13 protein-coding genes and 1 riboswitch are annotated in these 14,663 nt (G+C 64.8%); of the genes, 11 read left to right on the top strand and 2 right to left on the bottom strand.

The genetic code is table 11. The features are described from left to right. Positions 1-136 precede the first annotated feature (136 nt). The 8 genes from AC1DLV_RS08660 (at position 137) to AC1DLV_RS08625 (ending at position 10,434) form a co-directional block, all read left to right on the top strand. The gene (locus tag AC1DLV_RS08660) at positions 137-1,363 is read left to right on the top strand and encodes a winged helix-turn-helix domain-containing protein (protein WP_476799146.1); all 1,227 of its coding nucleotides are present in this window, start codon (positions 137-139) and stop codon (positions 1,361-1,363) included. Further along, positions 1,358-1,564: riboswitch (cobalamin riboswitch) on the top strand. (Overlaps the previous gene by 6 nt.) 39 nt (positions 1,565-1,603) lie before the next feature. Continuing rightward, positions 1,604-2,041 carry a DUF1636 family protein gene (locus AC1DLV_RS08655; protein WP_476799145.1) on the top strand — a complete coding sequence of 146 codons (438 nt, stop codon included), beginning with the start codon at positions 1,604-1,606 and terminating at the stop codon, positions 2,039-2,041. Further along, positions 2,038-3,075 (top strand): cobalamin biosynthesis protein CobW, encoded by a 1,038-nt coding sequence (cobW, locus tag AC1DLV_RS08650; RefSeq protein WP_476799144.1) that lies wholly within the window; start codon positions 2,038-2,040, stop codon positions 3,073-3,075. Before AC1DLV_RS08655 ends, cobW begins: the two co-directional genes overlap by 4 nt. 13 nt (positions 3,076-3,088) lie before the next feature. Then, positions 3,089-6,721, top strand: a complete 3,633-nt coding sequence (locus AC1DLV_RS08645) for a cobaltochelatase subunit CobN (RefSeq protein ID WP_476799143.1) — start codon at positions 3,089-3,091, stop codon at positions 6,719-6,721. Then, positions 6,718-8,295 (top strand): precorrin-3B synthase, encoded by a 1,578-nt coding sequence (cobG, locus tag AC1DLV_RS08640; RefSeq protein ID WP_476799142.1) that lies wholly within the window; start codon positions 6,718-6,720, stop codon positions 8,293-8,295. Before AC1DLV_RS08645 ends, cobG begins: the two co-directional genes overlap by 4 nt. Positions 8,296-8,297: 2 nt before the next feature. Continuing rightward, positions 8,298-8,930 carry a precorrin-8X methylmutase gene (locus tag AC1DLV_RS08635; RefSeq protein WP_476799141.1) on the top strand — a complete coding sequence of 211 codons (633 nt, stop codon included), beginning with the start codon at positions 8,298-8,300 and terminating at the stop codon, positions 8,928-8,930. Continuing rightward, the gene (locus AC1DLV_RS08630) at positions 8,927-9,676 is read left to right on the top strand and encodes a precorrin-2 C(20)-methyltransferase (protein WP_476799140.1); all 750 of its coding nucleotides are present in this window, start codon (positions 8,927-8,929) and stop codon (positions 9,674-9,676) included. Before AC1DLV_RS08635 ends, AC1DLV_RS08630 begins: the two co-directional genes overlap by 4 nt. Then, complete coding sequence (locus AC1DLV_RS08625; protein WP_476799139.1) at positions 9,673-10,434, top strand: precorrin-3B C(17)-methyltransferase; 762 nt, start codon at positions 9,673-9,675, stop codon at positions 10,432-10,434. The genes AC1DLV_RS08630 and AC1DLV_RS08625 overlap by 4 nt, the downstream gene beginning before the upstream one ends. Here the strand turns inward: AC1DLV_RS08625 and AC1DLV_RS08620 are convergent. Further along, positions 10,401-11,168 carry a cobalt-precorrin-6A reductase gene (locus tag AC1DLV_RS08620; protein ID WP_476799138.1) on the bottom strand — a complete coding sequence of 256 codons (768 nt, stop codon included), beginning with the start codon at positions 11,166-11,168 and terminating at the stop codon, positions 10,401-10,403. The two genes, AC1DLV_RS08625 and AC1DLV_RS08620, sit on opposite strands and share 34 nt — an antisense overlap. 1 nt (position 11,169) lies before the next feature. Between AC1DLV_RS08620 and cbiE the strand changes: the two genes are divergently transcribed. From cbiE to cobM, 3 genes are read left to right on the top strand one after another with little or no spacing between them, the layout of a single operon-like run. After that, complete coding sequence (gene cbiE, locus AC1DLV_RS08615; RefSeq protein ID WP_476799137.1) at positions 11,170-12,399, top strand: precorrin-6y C5,15-methyltransferase (decarboxylating) subunit CbiE; 1,230 nt, start codon at positions 11,170-11,172, stop codon at positions 12,397-12,399. Then, a complete protein-coding gene (locus AC1DLV_RS08610) occupies positions 12,396-12,782 on the top strand; it encodes a cobalamin biosynthesis protein (protein ID WP_476799136.1) in 387 nt (128 codons plus the stop codon). The genes cbiE and AC1DLV_RS08610 overlap by 4 nt, the downstream gene beginning before the upstream one ends. Then, the gene (gene cobM, locus AC1DLV_RS08605) at positions 12,779-13,543 is read left to right on the top strand and encodes a precorrin-4 C(11)-methyltransferase (protein ID WP_476799135.1); all 765 of its coding nucleotides are present in this window, start codon (positions 12,779-12,781) and stop codon (positions 13,541-13,543) included. Before AC1DLV_RS08610 ends, cobM begins: the two co-directional genes overlap by 4 nt. Here cobM and AC1DLV_RS08600 read toward each other — a convergent pair. Continuing rightward, the gene (locus tag AC1DLV_RS08600; protein WP_476799134.1) at positions 13,510-14,625 is read right to left on the bottom strand and encodes a cobalt-precorrin-5B (C(1))-methyltransferase; all 1,116 of its coding nucleotides are present in this window, start codon (positions 14,623-14,625) and stop codon (positions 13,510-13,512) included. The genes cobM and AC1DLV_RS08600 overlap by 34 nt on opposite strands. Between the last annotated feature and the right edge of the window lie 38 nt (positions 14,626-14,663).

Below are 14,663 nucleotides of genomic sequence, written 5' to 3'. Positions count from 1 at the left end.
TATTTGATTTCCTTCGTCTTTTACTCCACTTTTAACTCCTGACAAGTCCGGAACCGCAGACCTGCTAGCGTTTGCAACAAAGATCGATTCTCGTACCCTTGCGTCACCTCACAACAGACTGCGATGGCTTGCCGCAATGAAAGAAAAAATCTCACTCCCCACGGCCCGCCGCATCGCGCTTGCGGCCCAGGGGTTCATGGACCCGCGCCCCGCAGGCACGGTCACGCGACGTCACCTGCAGCGCGTGCTCGACCGCCTCGGCCTGTTCCAGATCGACTCGGTCAGTGCAGTCGTGCGCGCGCACTACATGCCGCTTTACTCGCGCCTCGGCCCCTACCCGATGACGCTGCTCGACGACGCCATGCAGTCGCGCAAACGCCTGCTGTTCGAATATTGGGCCCACGAAGCCTCGCTGTTGCCGCTCGAGACCTTTCCCCTGATGCGCTGGCGCATGGCGCGGGCTGAGGAAGGGATGTATGGCGGGCTTGCCAAGTTCGGCCACGCGAACAGACCTTATATCGAGGAGATCTTCCGCCACGTGGTTGACCGTGGCCCGATCGCCGCTTCCGAGATTGAAGGCGCCAAAGGCTCGGGCGGCTGGTGGGGCTGGAGCCGGGAAAAACACGCTTTCGAATGGCTGTTTTGGGCCGGGCGGATCACCACCCATTCGCGCCGTGGCTTCGAGCGTCTTTATGATCTGCCCGAGCGAGTCTTGCCTGCGGGCATTTACAACAGTCCCATCCCTGCCCCGGCCGACGCCCATCGCGAGCTGTTGCGAATCTCTGCCCGGGCCCATGGCGTGGCTACGGCCGCCTGCCTGCGCGATTACTTCCGCCTGTCGCCCGCAGAAATGAAAGGTCGCCTCGAAGAGCTGGTCGAAACAGGCGAACTGATTCCCGTCCGCGTCGAGGGCTGGGACAAGCAGGCCTATCTGCACGCCCAGGCCCGCATTCCACGCAAGGTCAGTGCCCGCGCCTTGCTCGCGCCGTTCGATCCACTGGTCTTCGAACGCAGCCGCGCCGAAAGCCTGTTCGGCTTCCGCTACCGAATCGAGATCTACACGCCCGCCGAAAAGCGCCAGTACGGTTATTATGTCCTGCCCTTCCTGCTCGGCGAACGAATCGTCGCGCGCGTCGACCTCAAGGCTGACCGCCCAGCCGGTGTCCTGCGCGTCCACGCCGCCTATGCAGAGCCCTGCGCCCCGCCCGAAACGGCGGCCGAACTTTATGAAGAGCTGAAGCAGATGCGCGACTGGCTTGGCCTCGAAAGCATCAAAGTCACGCCGGCCGGCGATCTTGGACCGGCGCTGAGCGACATTGCGGGTCGCTCCCTCACGTTGACTCCACCCCTCGCGAAAGCCTAAATCGACCCAGACGGTCTCCTCCCGGCAAGGGGAGGAGCTAAGAGGGAATGCGGTGCGGCGCTTTTGGCGTCAAATCCGCGGCTGTCCCCGCAACTGTAAGCGACGAGCCAAGACCGGTAACCACTGGGATGTCCTCCCGGGAAGGCGGCACGAAGGCGACGACTCGCGAGCCAGGAGACCTGCCGTCTGAAACATTGATCCGATCGCCTGGCGGGTGTCCCAGGTAAGGAGCCTGATATTTTGGAACTCGACGACAATCTCTCGGTCGAAACTTTAGACGCATCCAGCGATGCCGAAGATTCGCGTGTAGCGGATGTGACTATTCTCGTCTGCGCGTCCTGCCGCGACGAGACCGGATCGGACATCCACCCTCGCGCCGGTGCCAAGCTCGCCGAAGCGACACGCGCCGCAGCTGCACACGAAGGCATCGCCGTGCGCAGCGTCGAATGCCTCGGCAACTGCAAGCGCCGCCTGAGTGCTGCGATCCTGCGCGACGGCTCATGGAGCTACGTCTTCGGCGATCTCGCCATTACCTCGGGCGATGACCTCATCACCGGTGCCAAACTCTTCGCCACTTCCACCGACGGCCTGATCCCATGGCGTGGCCGTCCCGACAGCCTCAAGCGCGGGCTCATCGCGCGCATCCCTCCCCTCGATCTCATCAAGGAAGACAAATGACCGCATCCGTCGAACGCGTTCCCTGCACCGTCATCACCGGCTTTCTCGGTGCCGGCAAGACGACGCTGCTCCGCCACATCCTCGAAAACGCCAAGGGCAAGCGCCTCGCCATCATCGTCAATGAGTTTGGCGATGTCGGCATCGATGGCGAAATCCTCAAAGGCTGCGGTATCGACACCTGCCCGGAGGAAAACATCGTCGAACTGGCCAATGGCTGCATCTGCTGCACCGTCGCCGACGATTTTGTCCCCGCGCTCGACCAGATCCTGTCGCGCTCGCCACGCGTCGACCACATCTTGATCGAGACTTCGGGGCTGGCACTGCCCAAGCCGCTGATCCAGGCTTTCCAGTGGCCCACGGTCAAGAGCCGCGTCACTGTTGACGGCGTTATCGCCGTTGTTGACGGCCCGGCGCTCGCAGAAGGCAAGGTCGCCTCCGACATGGACGCGCTCGCCGCCCAGCGCGCCCAGGACGAGACGCTCGACCATGACGATCCGGTCGAAGAAGTGTTTGAAGACCAGGTCGCCTGCGCCGACCTCATCATCCTGTCGAAAAGCGACCTGCTCGATGAAGCTGGACTTGCGCGCGCCAACGCCATTGTCGGCGAGCACCTGTCGCGCGCGGTCAAGATCGTGCAAACCTCGCACGGCAAGGTCGACCCCTCGGTGTTGCTTGGCCTTGGCCTCGCTGTCGAAGACGACATCGAAAATCGCAAGACCCACCATGACGGCGCCTTCGACCACGAGCACGACGATTTCGACTCGTTCGTCATCGACATTCCTTCGATTTCCAACCCGGATGAACTGGCCAGGCGCGTCGCCACCGCCGCCGAGGAAGAAAACGTGCTGCGCGTGAAGGGCTTCGTCGAAGTCGGCGGCAAGCCCATGCGCCTGCTCGTCCAGGCTGTCGGTCCGCGCGTCAATCACTACTACGACCGCGCCTGGACGGCCGAAGACGACCGCCGCTCGCGTCTGGTGGTGATCGGCCTCAAGGGCCTCGACCGCCCGGCCATCGAGCGCATCCTTGTAGGCTGAGCGGGCCAGTTAGATGCATATCCTCACCACCACATCCGCCTCGCTCGACGATCTCGTCGAGCCTGTCGACCTCAGGCAAACGCCTGCGGATGTGGTGGCGTTGTCCTTCACCGACAGCGATCTCGCCGGCATCGCCGCCGCCTGGAAGGCGGACGCGGCAAGCCTGCCATCGATGCGGCTCGCCAGCCTGCGCGACCTCAGGCACCCGATGTCGGTCGATCTCTGGATTGACAGCGTAGCTGTGCACGCCAAGGTCATCATCGTCCGCATCCTCGGCGGCTATGACTGGTGGCGTTATGGTTGCGACCAACTGGCTGCCATTGCCCGAGAAAAGGGCATCGCTCTTGCGCTGCTGCCGGGCGAAAGCCACGATTCGGACTCGCGGCTGATCGAAGGCTCGACCTTGCCGCGCACAGAGCTCGACGCGCTGCTTGGCTATTTCCGCGAAGGCGGACCGCAAAACATGAAGGCGCTGGTTGCGCGGCTGGCTGGACTGGCGGGTTCAGGAGCCAACGCCAATGCACCTGTGACGGTGCCCAAGGCTGGTTTTTACGATCCGGCGCGAGGCGTGGTCGAATCCCCGTTAACGGGGCAGGAGCCAACGACCGAAATCCTAGCGTCGCCGCTCATCCGCCCCTTCGAGGCACCTTCTCCCCGTGAACGGGGAGAAGGAAATGTCGTCCCCATCCTGTTCTATCGCTCGATGCTGCTGGCAGCCGATGTCGCCCCCATCGATGCGCTGGTCGACGCGCTCACCCGCCAAGGCATCCGGCCCGTCCCGATTTTCGTATCAAGCCTGAAGGACAAGGAATCGCTCAGCTTTGTCGAGGCAGCTCTTTCAGCATTAAAGCCATCGGCCATCATCACTGCTACGGCGTTTGCCTCGGGAGCGGAACCCGGCGCGGAAACGCTGTTCGACCGCGCCGGCGTTCCCGTGTTTCAGGTGATCGTCGCCACCACCCGCCGTGAAGCGTGGGAGGGTAGCCCACGTGGGCTGGCACCGGCAGATCTTGCGATGCATGTCGTCATGCCCGAGCTCGACGGCCGCATCCTCGCCGGCGCCATCTCATTCAAATCCGAAAGCGAACTCGACCCGGCGCTCGGCTTCCGCGCCTTTGCCAACCGACCCGAGCCGGACCGCGTCGAACAGGTCGCCACTCGCATCGCGGCACATCTCAGGCTGCGCGAGACGCCGCCCGAAAAGCGCAAGCTTGCGATTCTCATCCCCGATTATCCCAGCGCGCCCGGCCGCACAGGCTATGCCGTCGGCCTCGACGTACCCAACAGCGTGCTCGCCATGCTGCAGGACCTCAAGGACGCCGGGTACGGCGTTGAATCGATTCCGGAATCACCGCGCGCGTTGCTCGATTTGATTGAGACAGGCGGGCACGGGCTGGCACTTGACAACTATCTTGCGCTGTCCGCTGATCTGCCCACGGATGCAAGGAAAGCAGTCGAAGCGGCGTGGGGCGAAGCAGATGCCGATGCAGCCGACAGGACAAGGAAGCGCTCGACGTTGCCCCCCTCTGTCCTGCCGGACATCTCCCCCTCGAGGGGGGAGATTGGCAGCTTCGGCGAAGACGCTCTTCCTGCATCGTCGGCGATTGGCGACGGCCCAGATGACAGTCTGATCTCCCCCCATGAGGGGGAGATGTCCGGCAGGACAGAGGGGGGCGACGTCGAGCGCGACACATCCGCTTCCGCTCACGACACCCAATCCTTTCCCTTCCGCGCCGCAACCTTTGGCAACATCACGGTCGCCCTCGCCCCGGATCGCGGGCGCTCGGCCGATCGCCGTGCCGACTATCACGATCCGACCCTGCCGCCGCGCCATGCGCTGCTCGCCTTTGGCCTGTGGCTGCAAAAGTCGCTCGGCGTCCACGCGATCATCCATGTCGGTGCGCATGGCACACTTGAATGGCTGCCGGGCAAGACTGTCGCTCTGAGCCAGAGCTGCTTTCCCGAAATCGTCACCGGATCGCTGCCGGTGGTCTATCCCTTTATCGTCTCCAATCCCGGGGAGGCAGCCCAGGCCAAGCGCCGCGTTTCGGCCGTCACGCTGGGCCACCTGCCCCCGCCACTTGCGAGCGCGGGCCTCGACGAGAACCAGCACAAGCTTGAAAAACTGGTCGACGAATATGCCCAGGCCGACGGTCTCGACCGCCGCCGCCGCGACCGGCTGGCCAAGCTGATCGTCGAGATGGCGTCCCAGACAGGCCTCGCCGGCGAAGCGGGCGTTGCCAACACCGACGCGCCCGACGAGGCGCTGCGCCGCATCGACGCCTGGCTTTGCGACCTCAAGGATTTCGCCATCAAGGATGGCCTGCACATCTATGGTCGCGCCTCAGACGACGAACACGACGCGATTCGCAGGCAAAGTGCTGCCAGCGAACGCGAGGGCCTGATCGCCGCGCTCGACGGTCGCCACGTCAAGGCCGGCCCCTCAGGCGCACCGGCGCGCGGACGCACCGACGTTTTGCCCACCGGCCGCAACCTCTTCACCTCAGATCCGCGCACCATGCCGACGGCGACCGCCTTCGACCTCGGCAAGGCTGCGGCCGACGAAATCATGCGCAGTTATCTGCAGGGCCATGGCGACTGGCCACGCGCGCTGGTCATTGACCTCTGGGGCAGTGCCTCGTTGCGCACCGGCGGCGAAGAGATCGCCCAAGGCCTGGCGCTGATGGGCTGCCGGCCGCAGTGGGATTCCGCCACTGGCCGCGTCACCGGCATCGAGGTGTTGCCGCCGGCAGCGCTTGGCCGCCCGCGCGTCGACGTCACCTGGCGCATTTCGGGACTGTTCCGCGACATGTTCCCGACCCAGATCGCGCTAGTCGATGCGGCAGTGCGCGCAGTCGCCACGCGAGACGAGGACGACCAGGAAAACCCGCTCGCCGCCAGCACCCGCGCCTCGGGCAAAGTCGAGCCACGCATCTTCGGCTCATCGCCCGGCACCTATGGCGCGGGCCTTGAGGACCTGCTGTCTTCGGGCGACTGGACCACGCGCGACGAACTTGGCCGCGCCTATCTCGACGCGGCCTCGTACGCCTATGGCGGTGCCGAGGGTGAAGGTGTCTCCGCACCGGGTGCTTTTGCCGGCCGCATCGCCGAAGCCGACCTGCTCGTCCACACCGGCGACGACCCCGGCCGCGACATCCTCGAAGGCTCGGCCGACGTCGCTTTCATCGGCGGCTTTACGGCAGCCCTTGCCACACTCGGCAAAAACGCCGACGTGATCGTGCTCGACACCACGGACCCGCAGAAGCCGCGCCCGCGCTCGGTCACGGAAGCCGTCGGCCGCGTCGTGCGCGCTCGCGCCACCAACGCCCGTTTCATCGCCGGCCAGATGCGTCATGGCCCACGCGGCGCCTCGGAATTCGCCGAGACCGTCGATCGGCTGATCGGCTTTGCCGAAACCACCAACGCCATATCAGGCGCGTTGATCGAGGCCGTCCACGACGCCTATCTCGGCAACGATGCCGTGCGTGCCTTCATGTTGCGCGAGAACCCGGCGGCGGCGAAATTCATCGCCGAACGTTTCGCGACCGCCCGCCGTCGCGGCCTGTGGCATCCCTTGCGCAACTCCATCGACGACGATCTCGCCGCACTGATCGCCGAAGCCTCGGAAAAAGAGGTCGCGGCATGAACAGCTTCTCGCGTCGTGGCGCCTGCCCCGCTCTTTCCGCCCCGATGCTGACAGGCGACGGACTGCTCGTCCGGCTCAATCCAGTCGCTGGAGAAATCGCACCCAAGCTATTGATCGGACTCTGTGAGTCCGCGCTTCGCCATGGCAACGGCATCGTTGAGGTTACCGCTCGCGGCAGCATCCAGATCCGAGGCCTGACCACCCAAAGCGCCGCGCAACTTGCCGCCGAAGTCGATACGCTCGGCATTGTGGTTCGCACCGGCGTTCCAGTCGACACAAGTCCACTTGCGGGGATTGATCCGACTGAAACAGCCGATCCCGCACCGCTCGCCGCTGCAATTCGGCAGGCAATCTCGGCAGCCGGCCTGGCCGCACGGCTAGGTCCCAAAGTCTCCATCGTCGTCGATGGACTTGGACAGATCGGTCTTGGCGCCATCATTGCCGATGTCAGGCTGGAAGCCGCCGACGCCCAGCACTGGCGCCTGTCAGTCGCCGGCGACGAACAGGCCGCGACTTTTGTCGGCGAGTTCAGGGCGGAAGCCGCCTGCCATGCGACCATCGCCATACTAGGATCTGTAGCGGCCCTTGGGCGCCAGGCTCGCGCCCGCGACCTGGCGGTGCCGGCCATCCTGGAAGCAATTGAAGTCTCGGCGACGTCTCATTCCTTACCACCCCCCTCTGTCCTGCCGGACATCTCCCCCGCAAGGGGGGAGATCAGCCACTTGGGCGTCAGTGCTCCGCGCCCGGATCTTGCAAAATATGATACTCCTAGCGCCACGTCCGCCGGGCACACTGACATCGGAGATTGGCGGAAGCCGACGCGACAGCTGATCTCCCCCCTTGCGGGGGAGATGTCCGGCAGGACAGAGGGGGGTGGGAAGGATCACGATCTAACCACAGCAGCAGATGATTCATTCCCGCAGCGAATCCCTGCAACCGATTCATCTTCCATCGGAATCCTACAGCTAAGAGAGCAACGAATCGCCCTCGGCACAGCCCTGCCGTTCGGCTCTGCCCGTGCCGAAATGCTGATTTCCCTTTGCGAAGCAGCCATCGAGCTCGGCGCAACCGGCATCCGCCCCGGCCCCGCCCGTTCGCTCCTATTCATGGGCATGACTCACACCGCCTGCGACGCGCTTCGCTTCGAAGCAAAAAAACTTGATTTCGTCACTGCCGCCGCAGATCCACGCACCCGCATCGCCGCCTGCCCGGGCGCGCCGGCCTGCGCATCAGGCATGATCGCCGCGCGCGACGTGGCGGCCGAAATCGCGCGAACCATCGGCCTGGACCTCGACCCGACACTTAGGCTGCATGTCTCCGGCTGCGCCAAGGGTTGCGCCCATCCCGGCCCCGCTGCCCTCACCATTGTCGGTGACGAAAAAGGGGCGGCATTTGTCGTCGGCGGAACGGCGAAAGGGCTTCCGGCTGCTTACACCGCAGGATATGAAGCCGCGCGTGGCGTTGGCCGGCTCACAGAACTTCTCGCCGCCGAGCGACAGCCGCATGAGGACGCCACCGCTTGCCTCGCCCGGCTTGGCGCCAAGCGCTTGGCGCAATCGTTACGACAAGGATGACCATGGCCGCCTACGACTACATCCACGATGGCATGGCCATCTACGAGCGATCCTTCGCCATCATCCGCTCGGAGGCCAACCTCTCGCGCTTTTCCGAAGAGGAAGCCGATGTCGCCGTGCGCATGATCCACGCTTGCGGCCTGGTCGAGGCGGCTGAACATTTCGTCTTCTCCGAAAACTTCGTGTCCGCAGCGAGCGCAGCCCTCAAGGCCGGCGCACCGATCTTTTGCGACGCAGAGATGGTGGCGCGCGGCGTCACCCGGGCCCGCCTGCCCTCAGACAACGAGGTGATCTGTACGCTGCGCGACCCGCAAACAGCCGAAATCGCGCAAAAACTCGGCAACACCCGTTCCGCCGCCGCCATCGACCTCTGGGGCGATAAGATGGCCGGCTCGGTCATAGCCATCGGCAACGCACCGACCGCGCTGTTTTATCTGCTTGAAAAGCTGCGTGACGGTGCGCCCAAGCCTGCCGCCATCATCGGCATGCCGGTCGGCTTCGTTGGGGCTGCAGAATCAAAGGACGCGCTGGCCGAAAACTCCTACGGCGTGCCTTATGCCATCGTGCGTGGCCGCCTCGGCGGCAGTGCCATGACCGCCGCCGCCCTCAACGCACTTGCGAGGCCGGGCCTGTGACATCAGCTCAGAAAGGTCGCCTCATCGGCGTCGGCACCGGCCCGGGCGATCCCGAGTTGCTGACCTTGAAGGCTGTGCGTGCGCTGGCCGAGGCCGACGTGATCGCCCATTTCGCCAAACGCGGCAACAACGGCAACGCCCGCACCATCACCGATGCGCATTTCCGCGCTGGGGTCATCGAACTGCCACTGCTGTACCCGGTCACTACCGAGATCGATAAGGATCACGACGACTACCGCGCGGCGATCACAAGCTTCTATGAAGAGTCAGCGCGGGCGGTTGCAGCGCATCTCCAGGAGGGACGCACCGTGGCGGTCCTGTCCGAGGGCGACCCGCTGTTTTATGGTTCCTACATGCATCTGCATGTGCGGCTGTCTCATCTCTTCCCGACCGAAATCATCCCCGGCGTCACCGCCATGTCCGGCTGCTGGTCGCAGACCGGCGTGCCGATCGTCCAGGGCGACGACGTGCTGTCGGTGCTGCCGGGCACCATGAGCGAGTTCGAGCTGACCCGCCGCCTCGCCGACACCGACGCCGCCGTCATCATGAAAGTCGGCCGCAACCTGCCCAAGATCCGCAAGGCGCTTGACGTCACCGGCAAGCTCGACCGCGCCATCTATGTCGAGCGCGGCACAATGCCGAACACGCTGTCGATGCGGCTTGTCGACAAGGCCGACGACACCGCACCCTATTTCGCCATCGTGCTGGTACCGGGTTGGGCCGGCAAGCCGGGGGCGGACCTATGAGCGGCCGCCTCGTCGTCATCGGCCTCGGCCCCGGCAATGCCGATCAGGTCACGCCGGAAGCCACCAATGCCGTTGCCGAAGCCAACTTCTTCTACGGCTACAAGCCCTATCTCGACCGCCTCGATCTGCGCCCGGACCAGACGCGCGTCGCCTCCGACAACCGCGAGGAGATTTCCCGCTCCAACGCGGCGCTGGAAATGGCAGCATCCGGCCACAACGTTGCTGTCGTCTCTGGCGGCGACCCCGGCGTCTTCGCCATGGCCGCTGCAATCTGCGAGGCGATCGAAGCCGGCCCCAAGGAATGGCGCGACATCGACCTCGCCATCGTGCCCGGCGTCACCGCCATGCTGGCAGTTGCCGCCCGCGTCGGCGCACCGCTCGGCCATGATTTCTGCGCGATCAACCTGTCGAACAATTTGAAGCCGTGGGAACTGATCGAGCGCAGGCTGGTGGCGGCGGCTACCGCCGGCTTCGTCATTTCGCTCTACAATCCGATCAGCAAGGCACGCCCCTGGCAGCTCGCCAGCGCGTTAGAGACACTACGCGTGCATCTGCCTGCGACGACGCCCGTCATCTTCGGCCGTGCCGCCGGCCGACCCGACGAACGGATCGAAATCGTCATGCTAGGTGAGGCCGCTGCGGAAAAAGCCGACATGGCGACCTGCGTCATCATCGGCTCGCCAGAGACCCGTCTCATCGAGCGCGATGGCAAGCGCCCGCTTGTCTACACGCCGCGCTTTGCAGTCGGGGCAAACTGATGATCGACAAGGTCGAGGAGCGCGGTAACGGTCGAGGCGGATGGCACATCCGGCAGTTCCGGCCTGCGGAACAGGATCACCTCGGTCCCAATTCCCCGCGCGGCTGCGATCTTGCCATAGGTGGCCGCACCGCCGCTGTTCTTGGCGACGATGACGTCAATGCGATGCGCCTCGAGCAAGGCATGCTCGTCAGCCTCCCGAAACGGCCCGCGCGCCAGAATGTAGGTGGCTTCGGGCACACCGAGCGGCGGCTCGATCGGGTCGACGCTGCGAATGATGTAGGAATGCTGGGGCGCGGTCACGAAAGGCGCGATCTCCTGCCGGCCAAGCGCCAGGAAGACGCGGCGCGGATTTACGCCCAGCGCAGCCACTGCTTCGTTGGAATCGTCGACCAGCGTCCAGTTGTCGCCGGCGACCGCCTCCCAGGCAGGGCGGCGCAGTGCCAGGATCGGCACGCCAGACAGGCGCGCGGCCTCGGCAGCATTGGCCGAAATGCGCGCAGCATAAGGATGCGTGGCATCGATCAGCAGGTCGATTTTGTGCGCGGCAAGCCACTCGGCCAAGCCCTTCGCACCACCAAAACCGCCGCTGCGCATCGGCACCGGCTGCTCGACCGGATTTTCAGTGCGCCCAGCCATGGACAGCTTGATGTCGAGATCGGCGCGCGTGGCGAGCTTCGCTGCCAGTTGCCTCGCCTCGGTGGTTCCGCCCAAGATCAATATGCGGTGGGTCATCATGCCTGCTGATTTCACGCCGATGGATAAATGGCTGACGGTCGTCGGTATCGGCGAGGACGGTGTAGCGGGTCTCGGCGACGAGGCCAAGCGCGCGATCTCGGCAGCGACCCATGTCTTCGGCGGCAAGCGCCATCTTGCGTTGGCAACCGGATTGATCAACGGCGAGGCCCACGCCTGGCCGACGCCTTTCGACAACGAAATGCTAGATGTCACCGCCCTCCGTGGCCAAAAGGTTTGCGTGCTCGCCTCCGGCGATCCGTTCCTGCATGGCGTCGGCGTCACGCTATCGCGTCAAGTGCGATCAGGCGAAATGCGGGTGCTGCCAGCCCCTTCTGCCTTTTCGCTCGCCGCTTCGCGCCTTGGCTGGGCGCTGCAGGAGATCGAGACGATTTCGCTTCACGGCCACGCCATCGAGCTGATCCGCCCGCTGCTGCAGCCCAGCGCCCGCATCCTCGCACTGACTTCGGACGCAGAAGCGCCGGCTGCCCTCGCGAAACAGCTCACAGACAGCGGCTTTGGGAGCTCGAAACTCACTGTGCTCGAAGCTCTTGGTGGTCCAAGCGAGCGAATTCGCGCAACCAACGCGACAGCCTTCGATCTCCAAAACATCAATCCACTCAATGTTTTGGCGCTTGAGATTGAATCAACGTCGGAAGCCCGCATTTTGCCGCTTGCTTGCGGCCTCGCCGACAATCTGTTCGAACATGACGGCCAGATCACCAAGCGCGAAATACGCGCCATGACCCTATCCGCGCTTGCCCCGCGCCGGGGCGAGCTTGTGTGGGACATCGGTGCTGGTTCCGGCTCTATCTCGATCGAATGGATGCTTTGCCATCCCTCGCTGCGCGCCATTGCCATCGAGGCCAATGCCGAACGTGCCGCCCGCATCGACCGCAACGCCAAGGCGTGTGGCGTGCCCGGCCTCGCGATCGTCCATGGCACCGCCCCCGCGGCACTCACCGACCTGCCCGCACCCGACGCGATTTTCATCGGCGGCGGCGGCAGCGAACCGGGCGTCTTCGACGCGGCCATTGACGCCCTGCGTCCTGGCGGACGCCTCGTCGCCAATGCCGTCACGCTTGAAATGGAAACGCTTCTGCTCGCCAGGCATGCCATGCTCGGCGGTAACCTCATTCGTCTTCAAGTCTCCCGCGCCGCCCCTGTTGGCTCGATGACCGGCTGGCGGCCGGCAATGCCGGTCACGCAATGGAGCTGGGTGAAGCCATGATGATCGCAGGCATAGGCTGCCGCAAAGGCGCAGCGCACGAAGACATCTTGTCCGCCATCGAAACCGCGCTCGAAGCGCACGGGCTCGCTGTAACCGCACTGTCAGCGCTCGCCACTGCCGCGCTCAAGCGAGACGAACAAGGCATCATCGCCGCCGGACGAACCCTCGATCTGCCTTTGCTGGTCGTCGAGGACGCGAAGCTGAAACTTGCCGAGCCGCGCACGCTCAGCCGCTCGCAAGCCTCTCTCGAAGCCGCAGGCACGCCGTCCGTCTCGGAAGCCTCGGCCCTTGCCGCCGCCGGCGACGATTCGAGCCTGCTTGGCCCGCGCATCGCAGTAGGCCCCGCCACCTGCGCCATCGCCATCAGTGGAGCCCGCATTTGACTGTCCATTTCATCGGCGCTGGCCCCGGTGCCGCCGACCTCATCACCGTGCGTGGCAGCAAGCTTCTGGCCGCCTGCCCGGTCTGCCTCTATGCCGGCTCGATCGTTTCGCCTGAACTTTTGTCCTACTGTCCGGAGGACGCAAGGCTGGTCGATACCGCTCCGATGTCGCTCGGCGAGATCGAAGCTGAATATGTCGCCGCACACGCCGCCGGCCATGACGTCGCCCGCCTGCATTCCGGCGACTTGTCAGTATGGAGCGCGGTCGCCGAGCAGATCCGGCGGCTGGAAAAGCACGATATCGCCTACACACTGACGCCGGGCGTGCCCTCCTTCGCAGCTGCGGCTGCAGCGCTCAAGCGCGAGCTAACCATTCCAGAAGTCGCCCAGAGCCTGGTGCTGACCCGCGTATCCGGTCGCGCGTCGAAGATGCCGCCGGGCGAAACGCTCGCCGGCTTCGGCCGCACCGGCGCCACGCTAGCCGTTCACTTGGCTATCCACGCCATCGACCAGGTCGTTTCGGAGCTCACCCCTCACTATGGCCCGGATTGCCCGGTGGCGATTGTGTTCCGCGCTTCATGGCCGGACGAGCGTATCATCCGCGCCACGCTGTCGACCATCGCGGCCGAACTGGCCAAAGACCCGATCGAGCGCACCGCCATCATCTTCGTGGGCGCCTCGCTGGCTGCAGAGGATTTTCGCGAGAGCTCGCTCTACGACGCCTACTATCAGCGCCGCTTCAGGGGCCGCGACGGGTTATGAGACGAGGCGAAGGGCGCATGCCCCATCAGCTCTCCCTCGCGGTTGAAGACGAGGATTTCGAGCGCGATGTCAGGATCGTTGAGCGCAGCGGCCGCCGTGCGCCAGGCCGCCTTGGCGATCGCATCGCCAATACCGACGCCGGCCTTTCTGGCCTCGATAAAGGCTTCGGCCACGGTGTTGGCGCTCCGGATACGCGCGGCAAGCGCCTCGTCCGCTCCGGCCTCAACGGCCACCGCGGCCAGCCCTTCCAGATCGGCGGAGCCCCTATTCGAATGCACATCGAGCAGGCCTTGCGACAGCTTGGTCATCTTGGCGACGCCGCCGGCGATCGTGACCTTCGGCACCGGGTGCGCTCGGATGTATTTCAGCATGCCGCCAACGAAGTCGCCCATGTCGATCAGTTGAACCTCGTGCAGATCATGGAACTTCTGCACCGCCATTTCGGAGGCGTTGCCGGTCGAGCCGGCGACATGGTCGAAGCCCATGGCACGCGCCACGTCGACGCCGCGATGGATCGAATGGATCCACGCCGAGCAGGAATAGGGAATGACGATGCCCGTCGTCCCCAGGATCGAGATACCACCCAGAATGCCGAGCCTCGGGTTCAGCGTCCTCAGCGCCATTTCCTCGCCGCCGGCGACGGAAATTGTGACCTCGACGTCGGCGCCCTCGCCGAATACCTCGGCGATCGCGCCTGTTATCATCTTGCGCGGCACCGGATTGATCGACGCCTGGCCCGGCGGGATCGGCAGGCCCGGCCGCGTCACCGTTCCGACGCCCTTGCCCGCCTTGAACACCACGCCGCTGCCCAGCGCACCCGGCCGCACCGTGCTCATGACCAGCGCGCCGTGGGTCACGTCGGGATCGTCGCCAGCGTCCTTGACGATGCCGGCCATGGCCGCATCGTCCAATCGCTCCTGTTTCGCCAGCGCGAAAGCCACCTTTTGGCCACTCGGCAAGGTGATTTCCACCGGGTCTGGGAATTGCCCCGACTGCATGGCGATGCACGCCGCCTTGGTCGCGGCGGTGGCACAGGCACCGGTGGTCCAGCCGCGCTTGAGCGGACGATCTTCTTCATTCATGACGCGATCTATAAGCTTGCCGAAGCTACGCGTCATCG

It is taken from the genome of Aminobacter sp. 01T433, assembly GCF_056398585.1.
Note: the sequence above shows the minus strand (reverse complement) of the source record. Positions and strands in the feature narration are given on the sequence as shown.

Coding starts and splice junctions, on each gene's coding strand:
- AC1DLV_RS08660 (WP_476799146.1), top strand. CDS start 137: ATGAAAGAAAAAATCTCACTCCCCACGGCCCGCCGCATCGCGCTTGCG.
- AC1DLV_RS08645 (WP_476799143.1), top strand. CDS start 3,089: ATGCATATCCTCACCACCACATCCGCCTCGCTCGACGATCTCGTCGAG.
- AC1DLV_RS08600 (WP_476799134.1), bottom strand. CDS start 14,625: ATGAATGAAGAAGATCGTCCGCTCAAGCGCGGCTGGACCACCGGTGCC.
- AC1DLV_RS08620 (WP_476799138.1), bottom strand. CDS start 11,168: ATGACCCACCGCATATTGATCTTGGGCGGAACCACCGAGGCGAGGCAA.
- AC1DLV_RS08610 (WP_476799136.1), top strand. CDS start 12,396: ATGATGATCGCAGGCATAGGCTGCCGCAAAGGCGCAGCGCACGAAGAC.
- cobG (WP_476799142.1), top strand. CDS start 6,718: ATGAACAGCTTCTCGCGTCGTGGCGCCTGCCCCGCTCTTTCCGCCCCG.
- cbiE (WP_476799137.1), top strand. CDS start 11,170: ATGCCTGCTGATTTCACGCCGATGGATAAATGGCTGACGGTCGTCGGT.
- cobW (WP_476799144.1), top strand. CDS start 2,038: ATGACCGCATCCGTCGAACGCGTTCCCTGCACCGTCATCACCGGCTTT.
- AC1DLV_RS08635 (WP_476799141.1), top strand. CDS start 8,298: ATGGCCGCCTACGACTACATCCACGATGGCATGGCCATCTACGAGCGA.
- AC1DLV_RS08625 (WP_476799139.1), top strand. CDS start 9,673: ATGAGCGGCCGCCTCGTCGTCATCGGCCTCGGCCCCGGCAATGCCGAT.